Source organism: Pseudomonas fluvialis (assembly GCF_002835605.1).
GTDB lineage: Bacteria > Pseudomonadota > Gammaproteobacteria > Pseudomonadales > Pseudomonadaceae > Aquipseudomonas > Aquipseudomonas fluvialis.
In genome coordinates this window covers 33,190-51,955 of sequence record NZ_PIYS01000029.1, presented here as the reverse complement: position 1 = coordinate 51,955, position 18,766 = coordinate 33,190, and the positions used below count along the sequence as shown (strand labels likewise).

17 protein-coding genes are annotated in these 18,766 nt (G+C 65.0%); 3 read left to right on the top strand and 14 right to left on the bottom strand.

Translation table 11 applies throughout. The annotated features are described in order from the left end of the window. Nucleotides 1–21: 21 nt before the first annotated feature. From cysN to CW360_RS15025, 4 genes are all read right to left on the bottom strand, one after another. Nucleotides 22–1,920, bottom strand: coding sequence for a sulfate adenylyltransferase subunit CysN (gene cysN, locus CW360_RS15040; protein ID WP_101194272.1), 1,899 nt, complete (start codon nucleotides 1,918–1,920; stop codon nucleotides 22–24). 71 nt (nucleotides 1,921–1,991) lie between these two features. Further along, nucleotides 1,992–2,336 (bottom strand): four helix bundle protein, encoded by a 345-nt coding sequence (locus CW360_RS15035; protein ID WP_093985888.1) that lies wholly within the window; start codon nucleotides 2,334–2,336, stop codon nucleotides 1,992–1,994. Between the two features lie 38 nt (nucleotides 2,337–2,374). After that, nucleotides 2,375–3,292: a sulfate adenylyltransferase subunit CysD gene (cysD, locus tag CW360_RS15030; protein ID WP_093985887.1), complete on the bottom strand. Its 918-nt coding sequence runs from the start codon at nucleotides 3,290–3,292 to the stop codon at nucleotides 2,375–2,377. A gap of 120 nt (nucleotides 3,293–3,412) precedes the next feature. Then, nucleotides 3,413–4,171, bottom strand: coding sequence for a Nif3-like dinuclear metal center hexameric protein (locus tag CW360_RS15025; RefSeq protein ID WP_101194271.1), 759 nt, complete (start codon nucleotides 4,169–4,171; stop codon nucleotides 3,413–3,415). A gap of 102 nt (nucleotides 4,172–4,273) precedes the next feature. Between CW360_RS15025 and algW the strand changes: the two genes are divergently transcribed. After that, nucleotides 4,274–5,413: a Do family serine endopeptidase AlgW gene (algW, locus tag CW360_RS15020; protein WP_101194270.1), complete on the top strand. Its 1,140-nt coding sequence runs from the start codon at nucleotides 4,274–4,276 to the stop codon at nucleotides 5,411–5,413. A 49-nt stretch (nucleotides 5,414–5,462) separates the two neighbouring features. Here the strand turns inward: algW and CW360_RS15015 are convergent, their stop codons facing one another. Then, nucleotides 5,463–5,804 (bottom strand): zinc ribbon domain-containing protein YjdM, encoded by a 342-nt coding sequence (locus CW360_RS15015; protein WP_093985884.1) that lies wholly within the window; start codon nucleotides 5,802–5,804, stop codon nucleotides 5,463–5,465. Nucleotides 5,805–6,001: 197 nt separating this feature from the next. Between CW360_RS15015 and CW360_RS15010 the strand changes: the two genes are divergently transcribed. Then, entirely contained in the window at nucleotides 6,002–6,628 is a 627-nt protein-coding gene (locus CW360_RS15010; RefSeq protein WP_093985883.1) for a c-type cytochrome, read from the top strand. 80 nt (nucleotides 6,629–6,708) lie between these two features. Here the strand turns inward: CW360_RS15010 and CW360_RS15005 are convergent, their stop codons facing one another. The 6 genes from CW360_RS15005 to CW360_RS14980 all read right to left on the bottom strand — a co-directional run bounded on the left by CW360_RS15005 (nucleotide 6,709) and on the right by CW360_RS14980 (nucleotide 14,298). Continuing rightward, entirely contained in the window at nucleotides 6,709–7,515 is an 807-nt protein-coding gene (locus tag CW360_RS15005) for an outer membrane protein OmpK (protein ID WP_093985882.1), read from the bottom strand. A gap of 119 nt (nucleotides 7,516–7,634) precedes the next feature. Further along, nucleotides 7,635–7,976, bottom strand: a complete 342-nt coding sequence (locus tag CW360_RS15000) for a winged helix-turn-helix domain-containing protein (RefSeq protein ID WP_093985881.1) — start codon at nucleotides 7,974–7,976, stop codon at nucleotides 7,635–7,637. 63 nt (nucleotides 7,977–8,039) lie between these two features. Continuing rightward, complete coding sequence (locus CW360_RS14995; RefSeq protein ID WP_101194269.1) at nucleotides 8,040–11,177, bottom strand: efflux RND transporter permease subunit; 3,138 nt, start codon at nucleotides 11,175–11,177, stop codon at nucleotides 8,040–8,042. Then, nucleotides 11,174–12,640: an efflux RND transporter periplasmic adaptor subunit gene (locus CW360_RS14990; RefSeq protein WP_101194268.1), complete on the bottom strand. Its 1,467-nt coding sequence runs from the start codon at nucleotides 12,638–12,640 to the stop codon at nucleotides 11,174–11,176. Before CW360_RS14990 ends, CW360_RS14995 begins: the two co-directional genes overlap by 4 nt. After that, nucleotides 12,637–13,887 (bottom strand): TolC family protein, encoded by a 1,251-nt coding sequence (locus CW360_RS14985; protein ID WP_093985878.1) that lies wholly within the window; start codon nucleotides 13,885–13,887, stop codon nucleotides 12,637–12,639. The genes CW360_RS14990 and CW360_RS14985 overlap by 4 nt, the downstream gene beginning before the upstream one ends. A gap of 81 nt (nucleotides 13,888–13,968) precedes the next feature. Beyond that, nucleotides 13,969–14,298, bottom strand: a complete 330-nt coding sequence (locus CW360_RS14980; RefSeq protein ID WP_101194267.1) for a hypothetical protein — start codon at nucleotides 14,296–14,298, stop codon at nucleotides 13,969–13,971. A gap of 160 nt (nucleotides 14,299–14,458) precedes the next feature. Between CW360_RS14980 and CW360_RS14975 the strand changes: the two genes are divergently transcribed. Then, the gene (locus CW360_RS14975) at nucleotides 14,459–15,628 is read left to right on the top strand and encodes an L-lactate dehydrogenase (RefSeq protein WP_101194266.1); all 1,170 of its coding nucleotides are present in this window, start codon (nucleotides 14,459–14,461) and stop codon (nucleotides 15,626–15,628) included. On the opposite strand, the gene arsJ is transcribed toward CW360_RS14975, so the two are convergent. From arsJ to CW360_RS14960, 3 genes are read right to left on the bottom strand one after another with little or no spacing between them, the layout of a single operon-like run. Continuing rightward, nucleotides 15,625–16,842 (bottom strand): organoarsenical effux MFS transporter ArsJ, encoded by a 1,218-nt coding sequence (gene arsJ, locus CW360_RS14970; RefSeq protein WP_101194265.1) that lies wholly within the window; start codon nucleotides 16,840–16,842, stop codon nucleotides 15,625–15,627. The two genes, CW360_RS14975 and arsJ, sit on opposite strands and share 4 nt — an antisense overlap. 9 nt (nucleotides 16,843–16,851) lie before the next feature. Then, complete coding sequence (locus CW360_RS14965) at nucleotides 16,852–17,856, bottom strand: ArsJ-associated glyceraldehyde-3-phosphate dehydrogenase (protein ID WP_101194264.1); 1,005 nt, start codon at nucleotides 17,854–17,856, stop codon at nucleotides 16,852–16,854. 56 nt (nucleotides 17,857–17,912) lie between these two features. Next, nucleotides 17,913–18,695: a metalloregulator ArsR/SmtB family transcription factor gene (locus tag CW360_RS14960; protein ID WP_101194263.1), complete on the bottom strand. Its 783-nt coding sequence runs from the start codon at nucleotides 18,693–18,695 to the stop codon at nucleotides 17,913–17,915. Between the last annotated feature and the right edge of the window lie 71 nt (nucleotides 18,696–18,766).

The following is an 18,766-nucleotide window of genomic DNA, read 5'->3' as shown; positions in this document are numbered from 1 at the left end:
GGGGCTGTGGCTGACCGGCGATCAGATCGCGCCGCGCGAACGCAACAGCTCCAGCACCGCCTTGACGCCCTCTTCCACCGACATGGCCTGGGTGTCGATCAGCAGATCGGCATCCAGCGGGATGTCGTAGGGGAAGGACTCGCCCGGGATGTTGTCGCCAGCGGCGGCATACAGGCCCTGCGGATCGCGCTCACGGCACACCGCCGGCGAGGCCTGTACGTAGACCGTGAGCAGGCGCTCGGCGCCGACGATGGCCTTGGCCTGTTCGCGGCCCTCGGCATCCGGGGCGACGAAAGCCGCCAGGGTCAGTAGGCCAGCCTCATTGAACTGCTTGGCCACCTGAGCGGCACGCCGCCAGTTCTCGGCACGTCCGGCACGATCCTGCGGCAGGCCCTTGTTCAGGTCATGACGCAGGTTCTGGCCATCCAGCACATACACCGCACGGCCCATATCGAACAGCTTGCGCTCCACGGCATAGGCCAGGGTGCTCTTGCCCGCGCCGGACAGGCCGCTGAACAGCACGGTGGCCGGCTGCTGACCGAAGCGCGCAGCACGCTCCTCGGTGGAGACATGGGCGAGCTTGCCGTGGTGACCGCCACCCTGGGCGCCGACCGGATCGGCGATGATCATGCCGGCACCGACGGTACCGTTGGTCAGGCGGTCGATGACGATAAAGGCGCCGGTGGTGCGGTTGTGCTCATAGCCATCGAGGGCGATGGGCGCATCCAGGGCCACCTTGACCCGGCCAATCTCATTAAGCTTCAGCTCGCTCGCCGCGCCCTGTTCCAGGGTGTTCACGTCAACGCGATGGACGATGCTCGGGATCGACCCCGGCACGTAGCTGGTGGCGCGCTTGATGTCGTATTTCTTGCCCGGCAGCATGGGCTCCTCGCCCATCCATACCAGCATGGCCTCGAAGCTGTCGGTGACCTGCGGGCGGCTGTCGGCATGCACCAGCATGTCGCCACGCGACACGTCGATCTCGTCTTCCAGGGTCAGGGTAATGGCCTGGCCTGGGCCGGCCTGCTCCAGCTCGCCCTCGAAGGTGACGATGGACTTGACCTTGCTGCTCTTGCCCGAGGGCAGCGCAGTCACTTCGTCGCCCTTGCGCACGATGCCGCTGGCCAGGGTGCCGGCGAAACCACGGAAGTTCAGGTTGGGGCGGTTGACGTACTGCACCGGGAAGCGCAGGTCGCTGAAGTTGCGATCGCCCGCCACTTCCACGGTCTCGAGGATTTCCATCAGCGACTGCCCCTCGTACCAAGGCGAACGCACGCTGCGGTTGACCACGTTGTCGCCCTTGAGCGCCGACATCGGCACGAAGTGCAAGGTGGTCGGTTTGAGGTTGATCTTGTCGGCGAAGGCCAGGTAGTCGGCCTTGATCGACTCGAACACGCCCTGGTCGAAGCCCTTGAGGTCCATCTTGTTGATGGCCACGACGATGTGCTTGATGCCCAGCAGGCTGGCGATAAAGCTGTGACGCTTGGTCTGCGTCTGCACACCGTAGCGCGCATCGATGAGGATGATCGCCAGATCGCAGGTCGAGGCACCAGTGGCCATGTTGCGGGTGTACTGCTCATGACCGGGGGTGTCGGCGATGATGAACTTGCGCTTGGCAGTACTGAAATAGCGATAGGCCACGTCGATGGTGATGCCCTGCTCGCGCTCGGCCTGCAGGCCGTCGACCAGCAGCGCCAGGTCGACGTCATCGCCGGTGGTGCCGACCTTCTTGGAGTCCTTGGTGATGGCTTCCAGATGGTCTTCGTAGATCATCTTCGAGTCGTGCAGCAGGCGCCCGATCAGGGTGCTCTTACCGTCGTCGACGTTGCCACAGGTGAGGAAGCGCAGCAGTTCCTTGCGTTCGTGCTGGGCCAGGTACGCGAGGATGTCTTCGGAAATCAAATCGGACTGATGGGACATGGTTTTTCTCTAATCGCTAAAGGCTTGAAGCTGGAGGCTGAACGAAAAAGCACACCGAGCCAGCCGATAATTCATGGACGCTGAAGCAACCTGAGCAGACCGGAGAGCATCGCCGCGATACGCTTGCAGCGGTCAATCCAGTTCCGACCGATCTCGGTCGAAATAAAGCCGACCTCAACACCTATATAAATCTGAGTTCGCAACTCCGAACATGACCCTTTGGCCATGCTCAGAAAGTAACGTTTTTCCTTGTCGCCATCTCGCGTCATGCCTTCGGCAATATTGCTGGGAACGGACAAGGCCGAGCGGGTTATCTGATCCTTGAAGCCAAAATCCCGACAACCAGCCAGCTCTCGATATACATCCACCGAAAGTCTTGCAGAGAGTTTCCATACATCGAGCCGCTCGAAATCCATTTCATTCAGCCTCCAGCCTTCCAGCGCTTGTATCGGCTTTAAAAGTACCCCTGACGTTTCTTTTCTTCCATCGAACCGGCCTGATCATGGTCGATCACCCGGCCCTGGCGCTCGCTAGTACGGGTCAGGAGCATTTCCTGGATGATTTCCGGCAGCGTGGTCGCGGTGGATTCCACGGCACCGGTCAGCGGGTAGCAGCCGAGGGTACGGAAACGCACCATCTTCTTGGTGATGCGCGCCTTTTCCTCGTCCGACAGGTGCTCAAGGATGCGCTCGTCGTCGATCATGATCAGCGTGCCGTTCTTCTCGATCACTTCGCGCTCGGCGGCGAAGTACAGCGGCACGATCGGGATCTGCTCCAGGTAGATGTATTGCCAGATGTCCAGCTCGGTCCAGTTGGACAGCGGGAAGACGCGGATCGACTCACCCTTCTTGACCTTGCCGTTGTACACGTTCCACAGCTCGGGGCGCTGGTTCTTCGGGTCCCAGCGGTGCTTGCTGTCACGGAAGGAGTACACGCGCTCCTTGGCGCGGGACTTTTCCTCGTCGCGGCGCGCGCCACCAAAGGCGGCATCGAAGCCGTACTTGTCCAGCGCCTGCTTGAGACCCTCGGTCTTCATCACGTCGGTGTGCTTGGCACTGCCGTAGGTGAAGGGGTTCATGTCCTGCGCCACGCCATCTGGGTTGATGTGGGTGAGCAGGTCGAGGCCGTATTCGCTGACCATCTTCTCGCGGAAGCGGTACATCTCCTGGAATTTCCAGCGGGTATCCACGTGCAGCACCGGGAACGGCAGCTTGCCGGGGAAGAACGCCTTGCGCGCCAGATGCAGCATCACGGCGGAATCCTTGCCGATGGAATAGAGCATCACCGGGTTATCGAATTCGGCGGCCACCTCACGAATGATGTGGATGCTTTCCGCCTCGAGCTGTTTGAGGTGCGTCAGTTTGTCGAGCATGGCTACTCACGATTGGCTGGCTGAGGACGGCCCGAGGGCCTTGAACGTGGCGCACTCTAACACAGCACTTGCTTATATTGATGGCGCCACTTAGATCAAAACGTTCTGCTCATATAGCCTTCAAATCGGGTTGGGGCAGTCGATGAAGCGGTGTTCCAGAGCGAAATGGCTGGCCAGGTATTCACCCAGCGCCTGTACGCCGTAGCGCTCGGTGGCATGGTGCCCCGCGGCGATGAAGGCGATGTCGTTCTCCACGGCACTGTGGTAGGTCTGTTCGGAAGCCTCGCCGGTCAGGAACAGGTCCACTCCGGCGGCAATCGCCTGTTCGATATAGCCCTGCCCGCCACCGCTGCACCAGCCAATGCGGCTGACCCGTCGCTGCGGGTTGACCAGCAGCGGCGCGCGTCCCAGTACCTGCTCGACGCGGGCGGCAAACTCGCCGGCCAGCAACGGTTGCGGCAGGCTGCCCTGCAAACCGATCACCTTGGGATTGCCCGGCACCAGCGCATCCTCCACCTCGATGCCCAGGCGGTGCGCCAGTTGTACGTTGTTACCCAGTTCGGCATGCACATCCAGCGGCAGGTGATAGGCCAGCAGGCTGATATCGTGCGCCAGCAGCGCCTTCAGACGGCGCTGCTTGCTACCCACTACCCGGGCATCCTCGCCTTTCCAGAAGTAGCCGTGATGAACCAGCAGCACATCGGCTTCGGCGGCAATCGCCGCATCGATCAGCGCCTGGCTCGCCGTCACGCCACTGACGATACGCCGGACTTGCGGGCGCCCCTCCACCTGCAGGCCATTGGGGCAGTAGTCGCTGATACGTGCAGCATCCAGCAAGCGATCGGTTTCGGCGACCAGGTTGGTCAGGGCAATGGCCATGGCAGGGACTTCCTCGAACAGTACGCAGCGCGGCGGCTGCCGCCTATAATGGCCGCCACCTTAAGGGGCCGCCCGTGCCTCGACAACCCTCAGGATGTCTCCATGAACCAGGCCTTGCGTTACTTTGGCTGGCCGCTGCTGGCCGGCCTGCTGCTGGCGTTACTGCTCATCCAGCGCTACCCCCACTGGGTCGGCCTGGACCAGCCCGGCGCGCACGGCCAGGCACTGCTTGGCGCCCGCTCGCAGGCGGCCACCTATTCCTATGCCAACGCGGTGGACAAAGCCTCGCCGGCAGTCGCCAACCTGTACACCAGCAAGCTGGTCAGCCGTGCCATGCACCCGCTCATGGAGGACCCGCAATTCCGTCAGTTCTTCGGTGACAACCTCCCGCGCCAGCAACGCATGGAGTCCAGCCTCGGTTCGGCGGTGCTGATCAGCCACGAGGGCTACCTGCTCACCAACAACCACGTCATCGCCGGCGCCGACCAGATCATCGTAGCCCTCAAGGACGGCCGGGAAACCCTGGCGCGCCTGGTCGGCAGCGACCCGGAAACCGACCTCGCGGTGCTCAAGATCGACCTACCCGACCTGCCGGCGATTGCCGTCGGGCGCTCCGACCGCATCCGCATTGGCGATGTGGCGCTGGCCATCGGCAATCCCTTCGGCCTGCAGCAGACGGTGACCATGGGCATTATCAGCGCCACCGGACGCAACCAGCTGGGCCTCAACACCTACGAGGACTTCATCCAGACCGATGCAGCGATCAACCCCGGCAACTCGGGGGGAGCGCTGATTGATGCGGAAGGCCAGCTGGTCGGCATCAATACCGCGATCTTTTCCAAGTCCGGCGGTTCGCAGGGCATCGGCTTTGCCATCCCGGTCAAGCTGGCCATGGAGGTGATGCAGTCGATCATCGAGCACGGCCGGGTGATCCGCGGCTGGCTGGGCATCGAAGTGCAGCAACTGACCCCAGAACTGATCGAGGCTTTCGGCCTGCAGGGGCGCGCCGGCATCCTGGTCGCCGGGATCTACCGGGGCAGCCCGGCGCAGCAGGCCAACCTGCTGCCCGGCGACATCATCCTGAGTATCGACGGCGAGGCAGCCAGCAATGGCCGGCGCTCCATGAACCAGGTGGCACGCACCCAGCCAGGACAACGCATCCAGATCGAAATCCTCCGCGATGGCAAGCTGTTGCAACTCAGCGCCGAGGTCGGCGTCCGCCCGACCGCCGGCGAGCAGTAGACACCCCGGCCGGCCCGCGCTGCGCGCTGGCCGGCCGGCAGCAGGGTGATCAGACCTTGCGCACGAACATCGACTTGAGCTTCATCGCGCCGATGCCGTCGATCTTGCAGTCGATGTCGTGGTCTCCGCCGCACAGACGGATGTTCTTCACCTTGGTGCCGACCTTGACCACCAGCGAGCTGCCCTTGACCTTGAGGTCCTTGATCACCGTAACGGTGTCGCCATCCTGCAACAGGTTACCTACCGCATCCTTGATCGGCGCATCAGCGTCGACGGCATCGCTGTCGCCCGCGGCCGACCACTCGTGGGCACATTCGGGGCAAATCAGCAGATCACCGTCGGCATAGCTATAGGGACTGGCGCATTGCGGGCAGGGTGGCAACTGGCTCACGGAAACTCCTCGACGGAATGGGAAAGCGCGGCATTGTACGCCGTTGACCGGGATGACGATCAGACACCGGCAAAAACCTGCCATTTCATTGATCTGCTACGGGGAAAAGTGCCGGCAGATCCTTATAGTGACCCACCATCACCTCTTTCGAGGTACTCCCTGTTCAGCGTGCCGCCTGCGTCCAAGGATTTACGCCCATGCGTGTCATCGTCATTGCTCTACTCGGCTGCCTGACCGGCAGCGTCATGGCCAGTGAAGAAGCACTGGAACGCTTCAACCGCATCACTGCCGACCCGCAACTGCGCGAACAGGCCTACGCCAGTGGCGCAGAGCGGGTACGCTTCTGCAGCTACTGCCACGGCGAAACCGGCAACAGCAAGCGCGCCTACATTCCCAACCTGGCGCAGCAGAGCCCGATCTACCTGTTCAATGCCTTCGAGAAATTCGCCAATGGCCAGCGCAGCGATTTCGTGATGAGCAAGCTGGCCAAGACCCTGACCCTGGAGGAGCGCGTGGACATCGCCGTGTACTTCAGCCAGCAGCAGGTCAAGGCCCCCAAGGAGCCGGTCGATCCGGCCCTTCTGCAGCAGGGCCAGGCCATGTTCTCGAGGATTTGTGTGGCCTGCCATGGTGCCCAGGGCGAAGGCCAGGAAAGCATGCCGCGCCTGGCCGGCCAGCCTGCCGAGTACGTACGCAAGGCATTGACCCGCTTCCGCGACAAGGACCCCAGCCGCGCCGGCTCGGTGATGCTGACCATCGCCGAGAAGTTCACTGACCAGGAGATCAACGCCCTGGCCAGTTTCCTCCAGCAACTGGAACCCTGAGTCAGCAGCGGCCACGCACAGCGGCCGGGTGATGCACCTCGAACAGCCAGGGCTGGCTGTTCGAGGCGTTTAGCAGGCGCTTAGAAGTGCGCCTTGAGCAGCAGGCTGGCGGTGTTCTGCTTGGTCGAACCGACAAAGTTGTCGCTGACGAAACCACCGTCCTGGATGCCGTACTTGTGCTTCCAGTAGTCGTATTCCACACCGACGTAGAACTGCTTCTCGCCCCAGCTCAGCGCCTTGCCCAGGTCATACTTGATCTGCGGGTTGATGTGCAGGTTGGCGTGATACTCACCGGCCGGGCCGTTGTCATCGTTATCGACCACCCAGTCGATGAAGCCGTCGATGAGGATGTCCGAGTTGCCCACCGGCAGGGTGTAGCCCCACACCGGAGTCACCTGCCAGACACCACTGCCGGCGCGCTTGCCATCGGTTTCGCGACGGTAGACGTTGAGCTGGAAGTAATCGAAGCCCGGCACCGCCAGGTCGAAGCCCGGGCCGATCAGGTAGCTTTCGACATCATCTTCACCAAACTCGTAGGTGGTCGCCAGCAGCACGTCACTGATCGGGCCGATGCTCAGCGGCATGTCGAAGACCTTGCCCAGGCTCAGTCGCGGCGACAGCTCGCCGTAGAAGGTACGGCTATCACCGGCACCGTTCTGCCCGCCGTTGTAGTGAATCAGGTCGGTGAAGAAGAACAGGTCACCGAAACGCCAGCCACTGGCATGTTCGAAGGTCACGGTTTGCTGGATGCCCGGATCGACCTTGTAGTCATGACCATACAGGTAGCTCAGGCTGTTGTTCTGCCAGTGCAGCAGCTCGCCAGCCAGCGCCGGCGTGGCGACAGTCAGCGAAGCGGCCAGGGCCAGCGCGCGGTAGGTGTGCGTCATCGGAATACTCCTGAAGGCGGCTGGCCATCGCCAGCATTAAAAAAGCTGGCGATTAAGTCAGATAACCCTGCCGGGAGCAATGGCATTTTTTGCCGCAGCCGGGAAAAACCGACCGCCGTTCAGCGCAACAACGCGGCCAGTTCCGGCCAGTCCTGCTCGGCCACTGCGCGCAGACGCGCCTGCAACTGGCGGTAGCGCTGCAGCACCTGGCGGCCTTCGTCGCTGAGCTGGGCACCACCACCCTGGCGACCGCCGGCCAGGGCCTGCACCAGGGGCTGGCTGAAGCAGCGGTTCATGGTTTCCACCAGCAACCAGGCACGCCGGTAGGACATGCCCAGCGCACGGGCTGCCGCACTGATCGAGCCTTCCCGCTCGATGGCCTCGAGCAGATCGGCCTTGCCCGGCCCCATGGCAATCTCATCGCCCAGCATCAGGCGCACCTTAAGATCCAGCCGCTGCATCGCCTGCCCTCCTGTCGCGCCAGCGCCGCCAGTGTCGGCAAGCGCCGGACGCGACGCAAGCCTTCAACTACCGCCGCGCGCCAGACGCCAACGCTGCAACAGGCCATAGGCCGCCGGCAACAGCAACAGTGACAGCAAAGGCGCGCTGAGCATGCCGCCGACCAACGGTGCGGCGATACGCTGCATGATCTCGGCACCGCTGCCGCTGCCCCAGAACATCGGCAACAGCCCGACTACCAGCACCGCCACAGTCATTACCTTGGGCCGCACCCGCAGCACCGCGCCCTCCACCAACGCCTCCTGCAAGGCCTGGACACTCTTCGCGCCTGCGGCCTGGCGGGCTCGCCAGGCATTATCCAGGTAGAGCAACATGATCACCCCGAACTCCGCCGCCACACCGGCCAGGGCGATGAAGCCGACCGCCGTGGCCACCGACAGGTTGAAGTCCAGCAGGTAGAGCAGCCACACCCCGCCGATCAGCGCAAACGGCAAGCTGGCCATGATCAACAGAGCCTCGCCAACACGCCGGAAGGTCAGGTAGAGCAGCACGAAGATGATCAGCAAGGTCGCCGGCAGTACCCAGGCCAGGCGCGCATTGGCACGCTGCAGATACTCGAACTGGCCGGCATAGGCCAGGGCAACGCCGGCCGGCAAAGCCACTTCGCGGGCAATGCGCTGCTCCAGCTCACGCACCGTCGACAGCAGGTCACGACCACGAATGTCCACGTAGACCCAACCCGCCAGACGCGCATTCTCGCTACGCAGCATCGGCGGCCCCTCGCTCAGGCTGATCTGCGCCACATCACCGAGGCGCAACTGCTGCCCAGACGGGCTGAGCAGCGGCAGCCGCCGCAACGCCTCCGGAGTATCGCGCCAGGCCCGCGGATAGCGCAGGCTGATCGGGAAACGCGCCTGCCCCTCGACCACCTCGCCGATAGTGCGACCACCAACCACCCCGGCCACCAGTGCCTGCACGTCGGCAATGTTCAGACCGAAGCGCGCGGCAGCTCGCCGGTCGATCTGCACATCCAGGTAGGCGCCACCCACCAGGCGCTCGGCGAGCGCCGACGTTACCCCCGGCACCTGGCGCGCCTGGGCTTCGACCGCCTGCGCCACCTGCTCGATGAGCTGCAGTGACGGCCCGCTGACCTTGATGCCCAGCGGACTCTTGATCCCGGTGGCCAGCATATCGATGCGGTTGCGAATCGGCGGCACCCAGACATTCGCCAGGCCAGGCACCTGCACCGCGCGATCCAGCTCTTCGAGCAGGCGCTCCGGGGTCATGCCGGGGCGCCACTCGTCACGGGGCCGCAGGCGAATGCTGGTTTCGAACATTTCCAGCGGCGCCGGGTCGGTAGCCGTCTCGGCACGCCCGGCCTTACCCATCACCCGCTCTACCTCGGGTACCGTACGGATCATCCGATTGGTTTGCTGGAGCAGCTCGCTCGCCTTGTTGGCAGACAGCCCGGGGAGTGCCGAAGGCATGTACAGCAAGTCGCCTTCATCCAGCGGCGGGAGGAACTCGCCACCCAAGCGACTCAGCGGCCACAGACAGGACAGCAGCAACAGCAGTCCCAACGCCAGGGTCAGTCGCGGCCAGGCCAGCACGCGCAGCAACAGCGGCCGGTAGGCGGCAATCAGCCAGCGATTCAACGGATTGCGCTGTTCACCGTGGATGCGTCCACGAATCCAGTAGCCCATGAGTACCGGCACCAGGGTCACCGACAGGCCCGCCGCCGCCGCCATGGCATAGGTCTTGGTAAACGCCAGCGGGCCGAACAGCCGGCCCTCTTGCGCCTGCAAGCTGAATACCGGAATGAACGACAGGGTAATGATCAGCAGGCTGAAGAACAGCGCTGGCCCCACCTCCTCGGCCGCATCGCCGATCAGCTGCCAGTGTTGCGCACCGTGCAGACGCTGCCCGGGATGCGCCTGTTGCCAGGCCTCGATGCGCTTGTGCGCGTTCTCGATCATCACCAGCGCCGCATCGACCATGGTGCCGATGGCGATGGCGATACCACCGAGCGACATCAGGTTGGCATTGACGCCCTGCCAGTGCATGACGATGAAGGCCAGCAGCACACCCAGCGGCAGGCTGATCACCGCCACCAACGAGGAACGCAGGTGGCCCAGGAACAACAGGCAGACCACGGCCACGACGATGAACTCCTCGACCAGCTTGCCACCCAGGTAGCCGATGGCGCGATCAATCAGTTCGCTACGATCGTAAGTGGTGACGATCTCCACGCCTGGCGGCAGGCTGGCGCGCAGTTGCTGCAGTTTCTCGTGCAGCAGCGCGAGGGTGGCCCGGGCATCCTTGCCGGCACGCAGGATCACGACGCCACCGACCACCTCGCCTTCGCCATCCAGCTCGGCAACGCCGCGGCGCATCTCCGGCCCCAGCTGGATATGCGCCACCTGGCCAAGCAACACCGGCACGCCTCGCGCATCCACACGCAACGGCACCTGGCGGAAATCCTCCAGGCTCTGCAAGTAGCCACTGGCGCGGACCATGTACTCGCGCTCGGCGAGCTCCAGCACGGCGCCACCGCTTTCCTGGTTGGCGGCCTGCAAAGCCTGCTCCACCTGTTGCGGGGTGATCCCGTAGACCAGCAACTTTTGCGGGTCGAGCACGACCTGGTACTGGCGCACCATGCCTCCCAGACTGGCGACCTCGGCCACATTGCGCAGGCTGGTCAGCTCATAGCGCAGGAACCAATCCTGCAGGGCGCGCAGCTCGGCGAGGTCATGGCGACCACTACGATCGACCAGGGCGTATTGGAAGATCCAGCCCAGCCCGGTGGCATCCGGCCCCAGGCTGCTCTGCACGCCCGGCGGCAGGCGCCCCTGCGCCTGGTTGAGGTACTCCAGCACGCGCGAGCGTGCCCAGTACAGGTCGGTGCCCTCCTCGAACAGCACATAGATGAAGGAATCGCCATAGAAGGAATAGCCGCGCACTGTCTGCGCACCCGGCACGGCCAGCAGGCTGCTGGCCAGTGGATAGGTCACCTGCTGCTCGACCAGCTGCGGAGCCTGTCCGGGGTAGCTGGTGCGGATGATCACCTGCGGATCGGACAGGTCAGGCAGGGCATCCAGCGGGGTCTGCTGGAGCGACCACAGTCCCCAGGCGCTGAGCAGCAGCGTGCTCAGCAGCACCAGCAGGCGCTGCTGCAAAGACCAGCGGATGATGCGCGCAATCATGGCTGCACCTCCAGCACATCGATGCGTTCCACCTGCAAGCCCTGTGCGCCCTGGCTGACCCCGACACGCACGCGCATGCCCTCCACCAGCCCCTCGCCCAGCTCGGCACGCGCCAGGCGAAACGGCATGGTCATGCCCGGCATGTTGAGTGTTACAAAGGGCCCGTGTTCGAGCAGCAAACGCTGCCCTTCGATACCGCGTATCCAGCCGTCCGCCTCATGCAGCGGGGCCTGCGCCGGACGACTGGCCAAGCCACGCAGGCTGGCTTCGGAATCGAGCAGAAACTGCCCGGAACTGACGACCTGCTGCCCCTCCTGCAGACCTTCGAGGATTTCCACCCACTGGCCGTTATCACGGCCAAGGCGTACCTCCTGGGCAACGAAGCGCCCATCCTCCTCAGCCAGCATGACCAGGTTGCGCTGGCCACTGCGAATCACCGCTTCACCCGGCAGGCGCAGACTCGGCTGCGCGTCCTGCAGACGCAGTTCCAGTTCGGCGAACATGCCTGGGCGCAGCCGCCCCTCGGGGTTGGCCAGCTCGCTGCGCAGGGTCAGGGTACGTGTCTGCGCATCCAGGCTGGGTAACAACGCCAGCACCCGGGCTTCCAGCGGCTGCCCAGGTTGGGCCGCCAGGTGTACGCGCAACGGCATGCCGGGACGGACCCGCAGCGCCGCCTGCTCAGTCACTGCTGCCTCCAGCCATACCGTGTCCAGCCCGTTGAGCAGGGCCAGTTGCTGCCCGCTGCTGACGCGCATGCCCAGGCGCAGATCAAGTTGCTGCAGCTCGCCGGCCGCCGGGGTACGCAGGGTATAGAGTCCTGCCGCGCGTCGACTGCGCGACAGTTCGGCGATGTCCGCGGCAGGCATGCCAAGCAACAACAAGCGCTGGCGTGCCGCCTCCTGCAAGGCTCGGTCGGCATGCGCCAGCAGGGCCAGGTACTCCAGTTGCGCCGCCTGCCAGGCAGGCACCAGCAGGTCAGCCAGGGGCGTGCCGGCCGCCAGCACATCGCCGGGGGCATGCCCATAGACTCGCTCGACAAAGGCATCGGCGCGCGCCTGCAGGCGTATGACCTGGCGCTGGTTGTAGGCCAGGCTGGCGGGCAGTCGCCAGTTTTCCTCCCAGGCGGCGCGAGTGACCCGCGTGGTACGCATGCCCAGGCTCTGTACCCGCTCGGCACTGACCTGCAGGCCGGCCTGTTCGTTCTGCTGGTCGGCATAGCGCGGCACCAGCTGCATGTCCATGAACGGCGACTTGCCGGGTTGGCTGAAATGCTGGTCGGGACGCATCGGGTCATACCAGTACAGAACTCGGCGCTCATCGCCCGGCGTATCCGCAGCGGCTGGCCCATGAGCATGTCCCGCATCCCCGTCGGTCGGCTGCTGCATCGCCAGCCAGTAGCCCAGCAGGCCGCCGGCCAGTAACAGGACGACGGCCAGAAAAGTCATCAGGGTAGCGCGCTTCATGGCTGCGGCTCCTCCAGGTAAAGGTGATAAAGCTGCGCATCGAGCTGGCTCAGGCGCCCCTGTAGCTGCAATTCGCGCAGGCGACTGTCAGCCAGCGCCTGGCGCGCCAGCAAGACGGCCTGCAAGGGCTGGCCTCCCGCCTGGTAGGCCGCCAGTTGCAGCGTCACGGCTTGCTCGGCCAATGGCACCAGCTGCGTCTGGCTGCGCTGCACGGCCTGTTGCAACTGCTGGCGGCTGGCCAGCGCGCCCTGCAGCTCGGCCTGCAGTTGACGCCACAGGGCGTCCTGCTGCGCCTCGCTCTGCCGCTGTAACTGACGCTGCGCGGCGATACGCGGTCCCTGGCGACTGCCGACGAACAGCGGCAGATCGACCCGCCACTCCAGCATGAGCATGTCGCCATAGCCGGCACGGTTGCCGTAAGCCACTTCCACAGCCCAATCCGGGCGCTTTTCGGCCAGCGCCTGCTGCAACCCGGCATCCGCCTGGACAACTCGCGCCCGCTGCACCTGCAAGTCCGGGTGCTGCTGCAGGGCAGCCTGCAACTGCGCGGCATCCAACGTTCGCTGCGGCGGCGGACCTTGCAGCGACTGCCAGGCCGCTGCGCCAATCCAGCGCGCCAACTGGCTACGCGCGGCCTGCAGATCACGCTGCAACTCCTCGTCGCGCTCATCCAGCAACAGCCATTGCTGGTCCAGCTGCAGCCACTCGGCTGGCGTGCTGCGCCCTTCCGCAAGGGCCGCCGGCAAACTGTCACGCTGCATGGCCACGGCTTGCCGCCATTGCGCCAGCAAGGGCTGGCGCTGTTCCAGGTAGTACAATTCCAGCCAGGCCAGGGCCGCCTGCAAGCGGCTTTGCCGCTGACTGAGCTGGCTGGCGGCCAGCGCCAGGCCGATCTCCGCCTCCGCCTGCTGTTCGCGTGCGGCACGCTTGGCCGCGTTGGGCACACTCTGCATGACACCCAGGCGCCGCTGGGTCATGGGGTCCTGATTGAGACTGAAGCGTTCGCGGCCATCCAGCGGCAGGTTGTCCAGGCCGAGGATCAGTTGTGGATCGGGCAGTTCGCCAGCAGCCTGGCGGACCACCTGTGCGGCCTCCAGCCCTGCGGCAGCGGCTTCATTCTGCGGTGCCGAGTGCAGCGCCAGGCGCAACGCGTCGGCATAGCTCAGCGACTCCGGCGCAGCGCCCAGGCCCTGGCTGATACACAGCAGCCAAAGGCCCAGGGCAACGCCACGGGAAAAAACAGGCATGGTCGGTTCTCCAATGCACAGTAACAGGCCGTGGACAGCCGCCACGGCTACTCGCCGGTCAAGCCGGCACGGTTCAGGGCATCAGAGGGCGCGGGGTGGACGCCAATGGGGCAAGGGCACCAAGGCCAGGGGACGGGAAAGCATGGGCTGCAGTGGCGCTTGCACCAGCGGTTGCTGCAAGCTCATCGGCCAGGCCAGTACCAGGCAGGCGCCACCACAACTGTGGCCATTCTCGCAGGAGCTGGGCGCCTGCTCGGCTGCCAGGGCATGGCAGTCATCGACGACTGCTACGTCATGCGCTGCAGCCTCGGTATGCTCAGCGCAATGCGGCATCGCCACGGCCGCACTCAAGCCGGCCAGGCTCGGCAACAGCAGGGCAGACAGCAGGCTCAACAGCAGCAACAGGCGCACAGTAGGATTCCGCACAAAACACGACCCGGACGGTCACGCTGGCCACAGTCTAGCCTAACGAAGGCTACCCCGAAAGCCGATCACCGCGGCGGCTTGTCGCCGGCAGCACGAGCTGGCAGGGTGCAGCCTGTCCCCACAACAACAGCTACAGGACACCCGCATGTCGCGCACCTACCGCATCATTCCCGCCGACTGTGCCGATTACCGGCGCCTGGCCGAACGCCGCCTGCCCCGCTTTCTTTTCGACTACATCGATGGCGGCGCCAATGCCGAGCACACCCTGACCGCCAACTGCGCCGACTTTGCCCGCCTGCGCCTGCGCCAGCGCGTGCTGTGCGACGTCAGCCAGCTGGACACGCGCTGCCAGCTGTTCGGCCGGACGCTAAGCATGCCGCTGGCCCTGGCACCATTGGGCATGGCCGGGCTCTATGCGCGGCGCGGCGAGGTGCAGGCGGCCCGTGCCGCCGAGGCGGTGGGCGTGCCTTTCAGCCTGTCTACCGTCGGTATCTGCGCCGTGGAAGAAGTACATGCGGCGTGCGCCCAGCCCTGCTGGTTCCAGTTGTACATGCTGCGTGACCGTGGCGCCGTAACGGCCTTGCTGCAACGGGCGCTGGCGGCTGGCTGCGATACCCTGCTGTTTACCGTGGACCTGCCGGTGGCCGGCATCCGCCGGCGCGATATCCGCAACGGCATGCTGGATGCCGGCTGGCGCGGGCGGCTGGCCAAGGCCACGCAACTGGCACTCAGCCCGCACTGGCTGGTTGACGTGGGCATTGCCGGCAAGCCGCATCATTTCGGCAACCTGGCCGACCGGATGGCCGACCCCAGCGACCTGACGGCCTTCAAGGCCTGGCTGGATGCGCAGTTCGATCCCTCGGTCAGCTGGGCGGATATCCACTGGCTGCGCCAGCAATGGCCCGGCAAGCTGATTCTCAAGGGTATTCTCGAACCGGCCGATGCGCTGCGCGCCCTGCAATGCGGCGCCGACGGCATCGTGCTGTCCAACCATGGCGGTCGCCAACTGGACAGCGTGGCCTCGACCATCAGCCAGCTGCCCGCCGTGGCGGGCGCACTCGACGGAGGCCTGCCGATCCTCCTGGATGGCGGCGTACGCAGTGGCGTCGACCTGCTCAAGGCCCTGGCCCTCGGCGCCCAGGGCGTGCTGATCGGTCGCCCCTGGGCCTGGGCCCTGGCCGGCGCCGGTCAGGCTGGCGTGCAAAACCTGCTGGAAGCCCTGCGCAACGAACTGGCTGTGGCCATGGCGCTGTGTGGCGTCAGTCGCATCGAGCAGATCAACGCCGAACTGCTGGAGCCCTGCCAGGCCGGCTAATCGCCTGCCCGGCGCGGCAACCCCAGCGAGCACAGCGCCGCCAGCAGCACGAACAGGCTCGACCACCACAGGCAGCTGGCCAGGCCGTACTGCTGGTAGAGCCAGCCCGAGAGCAGCGTACCCATCAGCCGGCCCAGGGCGTTGGACATGTAGTAGAAGCCCACGTCCAGCGATACGCCGTCTTCCTTGGCGTAGCTGACGATCAGGTAGCTGTGCAGCGAGGAGTTCACCGCGAACAGCACGCCAAACAGCAGCAACCCGCCGAGCAGGACCCACTGCGCTGGCCAGCCAGTACCGAGGCCCAGCGCGATCAGCGCCGGCAGGCCGGCCAGCAGCGCGGCCCAGACGAAAGCGGCGCGGCCGTCCGGCACCTGTCCGCGTTGTTTGCCGGTGATACGCGGCGCGAAGGACTGCACGATGCCGTAGCCGATGACCCAGGCAGCGAGAAAACCACCCACCATCCAGAAGTCCCAGCCGAACACCGTGCTCAGGTACACCGGCAGCGCCACCACGAACCACACGTCGCGGGCGCCGAACAAAAACAGGCGGGCGGCCGACAGGATGTTGATCGCCCGGCTCTTCGACAGTAGGTCGCGGAACTTCGGCTTGGCGCGGGCTTTGCCCAGGTCCTTCTTCAGCAACACCAGGCTGCCCAGCCAGATCAGCGCCAGCACGGCGGCCATCGCCAGCACCGCGCCGCTGAAGCCGAGCAGCGCCAGCAGCGCACCGCCGAGGAAGAAGCCGACGCCCTTGAGCGCATTCTTCGAGCCGGTGAGAATGGCCACCCACTTGTATAGCGTGCCCTGCTGGTTGTCCGGCACCAGCAGCTTGATCGAACTCTTGGCGCTCATCTTGTTGAGATCCTTGGCGATGCCAGACAGCGCCTGCGCGCCCATCACCCAGGACACCGTCAGCCAGGCGGCCGGCACCGTGAGCATCAGCAGGGCCAGCACCTGCAGACCCAGGCCGAGGTTCATGGTGCGGTTCAGGCCCAGGCGCGCGCCGAGGTAGCCACCGACCAGATTGGTGACTACGCCGAAGATCTCGTAGAACAGGAACAGCGCGGCAATCTGCAGCGGCGTGTAGCCCAGCGCGTGGAAATGCAGCACCACCAGCATGCGCAACGCGCCGTCGGTGAGGGTGAAGGCCCAGTAGTTACCGGTGACCAGCAGGTACTGGCGGACTTGCGCAGGCAGGGCTGACAACGCCTTCATGATCGCCGATTACCCCGCCGCGCCGACCAGCCGCGCCAGCTCCACCGCGCGGTTGGCATAACCCCACTCGTTGTCGTACCAGGCATAGACCTTCACCTGGGTGCCATTGACCACCAGGGTCGACAGCGCATCGATGATCGAGGAGCGCGGGTCGGTACGGTAGTCGATGGACACCAGCGGGCGCTCCTCGTAGCCGAGGATGTTCTTCAGCGGGCCCTCGGCGGCGGCCTTGAGCAGCGCATTGACCTCCTCGGCGCTGGTCGCGCGCTCGACCTCGAACACGCAGTCGGTCAGCGAGGCGTTGGCCAGCGGCACGCGCACGGCGTGGCCATTCAGCTTGCCGCGCAGCTCGGGGAAGATCTCGGCAATCGCGGTGGCCGAGCCGGTGGTGGTGGGGATCAGACTGAGCCCTGAGGCGCGGGCGCGGCGCAGGTCCTTGTGCGGCGTGTCGAGGATGCTCTGGGTGTTGGTCAGGTCGTGGATGGTGGTGATCGAGCCGTGGCGGATGCCCAGCGCTTCGTGGATCACCTTGACCACCGGCGCCAGGCAGTTGGTGGTGCAGGAGGCGGCCGTGACAATGCGGTGCTGCGCCGGGTCGAACAGCTGCTGGTTGACGCCCATCACCACGTTCAGCGCGCCTTTCTCCTTGACCGGTGCGCAGACCACGACGCGCTTCACGCCCTGCTCCAGATAGCCCTGCAGCACGGCGACCGTCTTCATCTTGCCGCTGGCTTCGAGCACCAGGTCGCAGCCGCTCCAGTCGGTGTCGGCGATGGCTTTGTTGGCCGTCACGCGGATGCGCTTGCCGGCGATCACCACGCAGTCGCCATCGCTGCCGGCCTCGTGCTGCCAGCGGCCATGCACCGAGTCGAAATTCAGCAGGTGGGCATGGGTGGCGGCGTCGCCGGCCGGGTCGTTGATCTGCACGAACTCCAGCTCGGGCCAGTCCCAGGCGGCGCGCAGGGCCAGACGGCCGATGCGGCCGAAGCCGTTGATGCCTACTTTGATGGTCATGGTAAATCCTCGTTAACGGCGAAACGGATAGGTGGAACGCGCGGCAGTGAGGCCTGTCAGGCGCACAGGGGCTTGCGCCCCGGTCGGTCGCGCATCTGCCAGAGACGCTCGACGTCCTGGCGCAACCATTCGGCGTTGTGCTCCAGGGTCTGCCTGAGCACCTCGCTCGCCCACTCCGGCAGTTGCGGATGCAGGCGGTAGTAGACCCACTGGCCATTGCGCCGGTCCTCCAGCAGGCCGCTGCCGCGCAGCAGGGCCAGGTGGCGGGAAATCTTCGGCTGCGCCTCGTCGAGCGCCGCGGTCAGCTCGCAGACACACAGCTCCTGCTCCAGGCTGACCAGCAGCGCGATGCGTGCGCGAGTCTCATCGGCCAGGCACTTGAACAGCTCGGTGGGCGACAACAAGCCGCCTTCAGCCACGGGCGCGGCCGGCCGGTTCTTGATCAGCACGAACATCTTTATCCGCTCGTGAATCTCCTGCAGCGTCTTGCGATAGGCGTCCTTCTGCGTGCTGGTCGCCGGGTCCGCGAAGTTCCAGGCGATGTACTCGCCCGCCCCGGGCAACGCCAGGCACTCCAGCGCGGATTTGTCGCACAGGGTGATCACGTAGTCGAAGGGCTCGCCGGCCACCTGCTCGATCGACTTGCTGAACAGCCCCTCGCAAGAGATGCCAAGCTGTTGCAAGGCTCCGCGCGCACGCTCATCCACCTGCGTGGGCGCGCTGCCGGCGCTGAAGGCCTCGAAATGCTCCGGATCGAGGTGGCGCAACAGGGCTTCGGCCATCTGCGAGCGCGAGGAATTGGCTACACAGAGAAAGAGCACACGCTGTTTCTGGCTCATGTTGATCTCTATCAAAGATGCACGGCAGCGAATATATTATTCTTCATATATCCGGTAAAGCGAATATTATT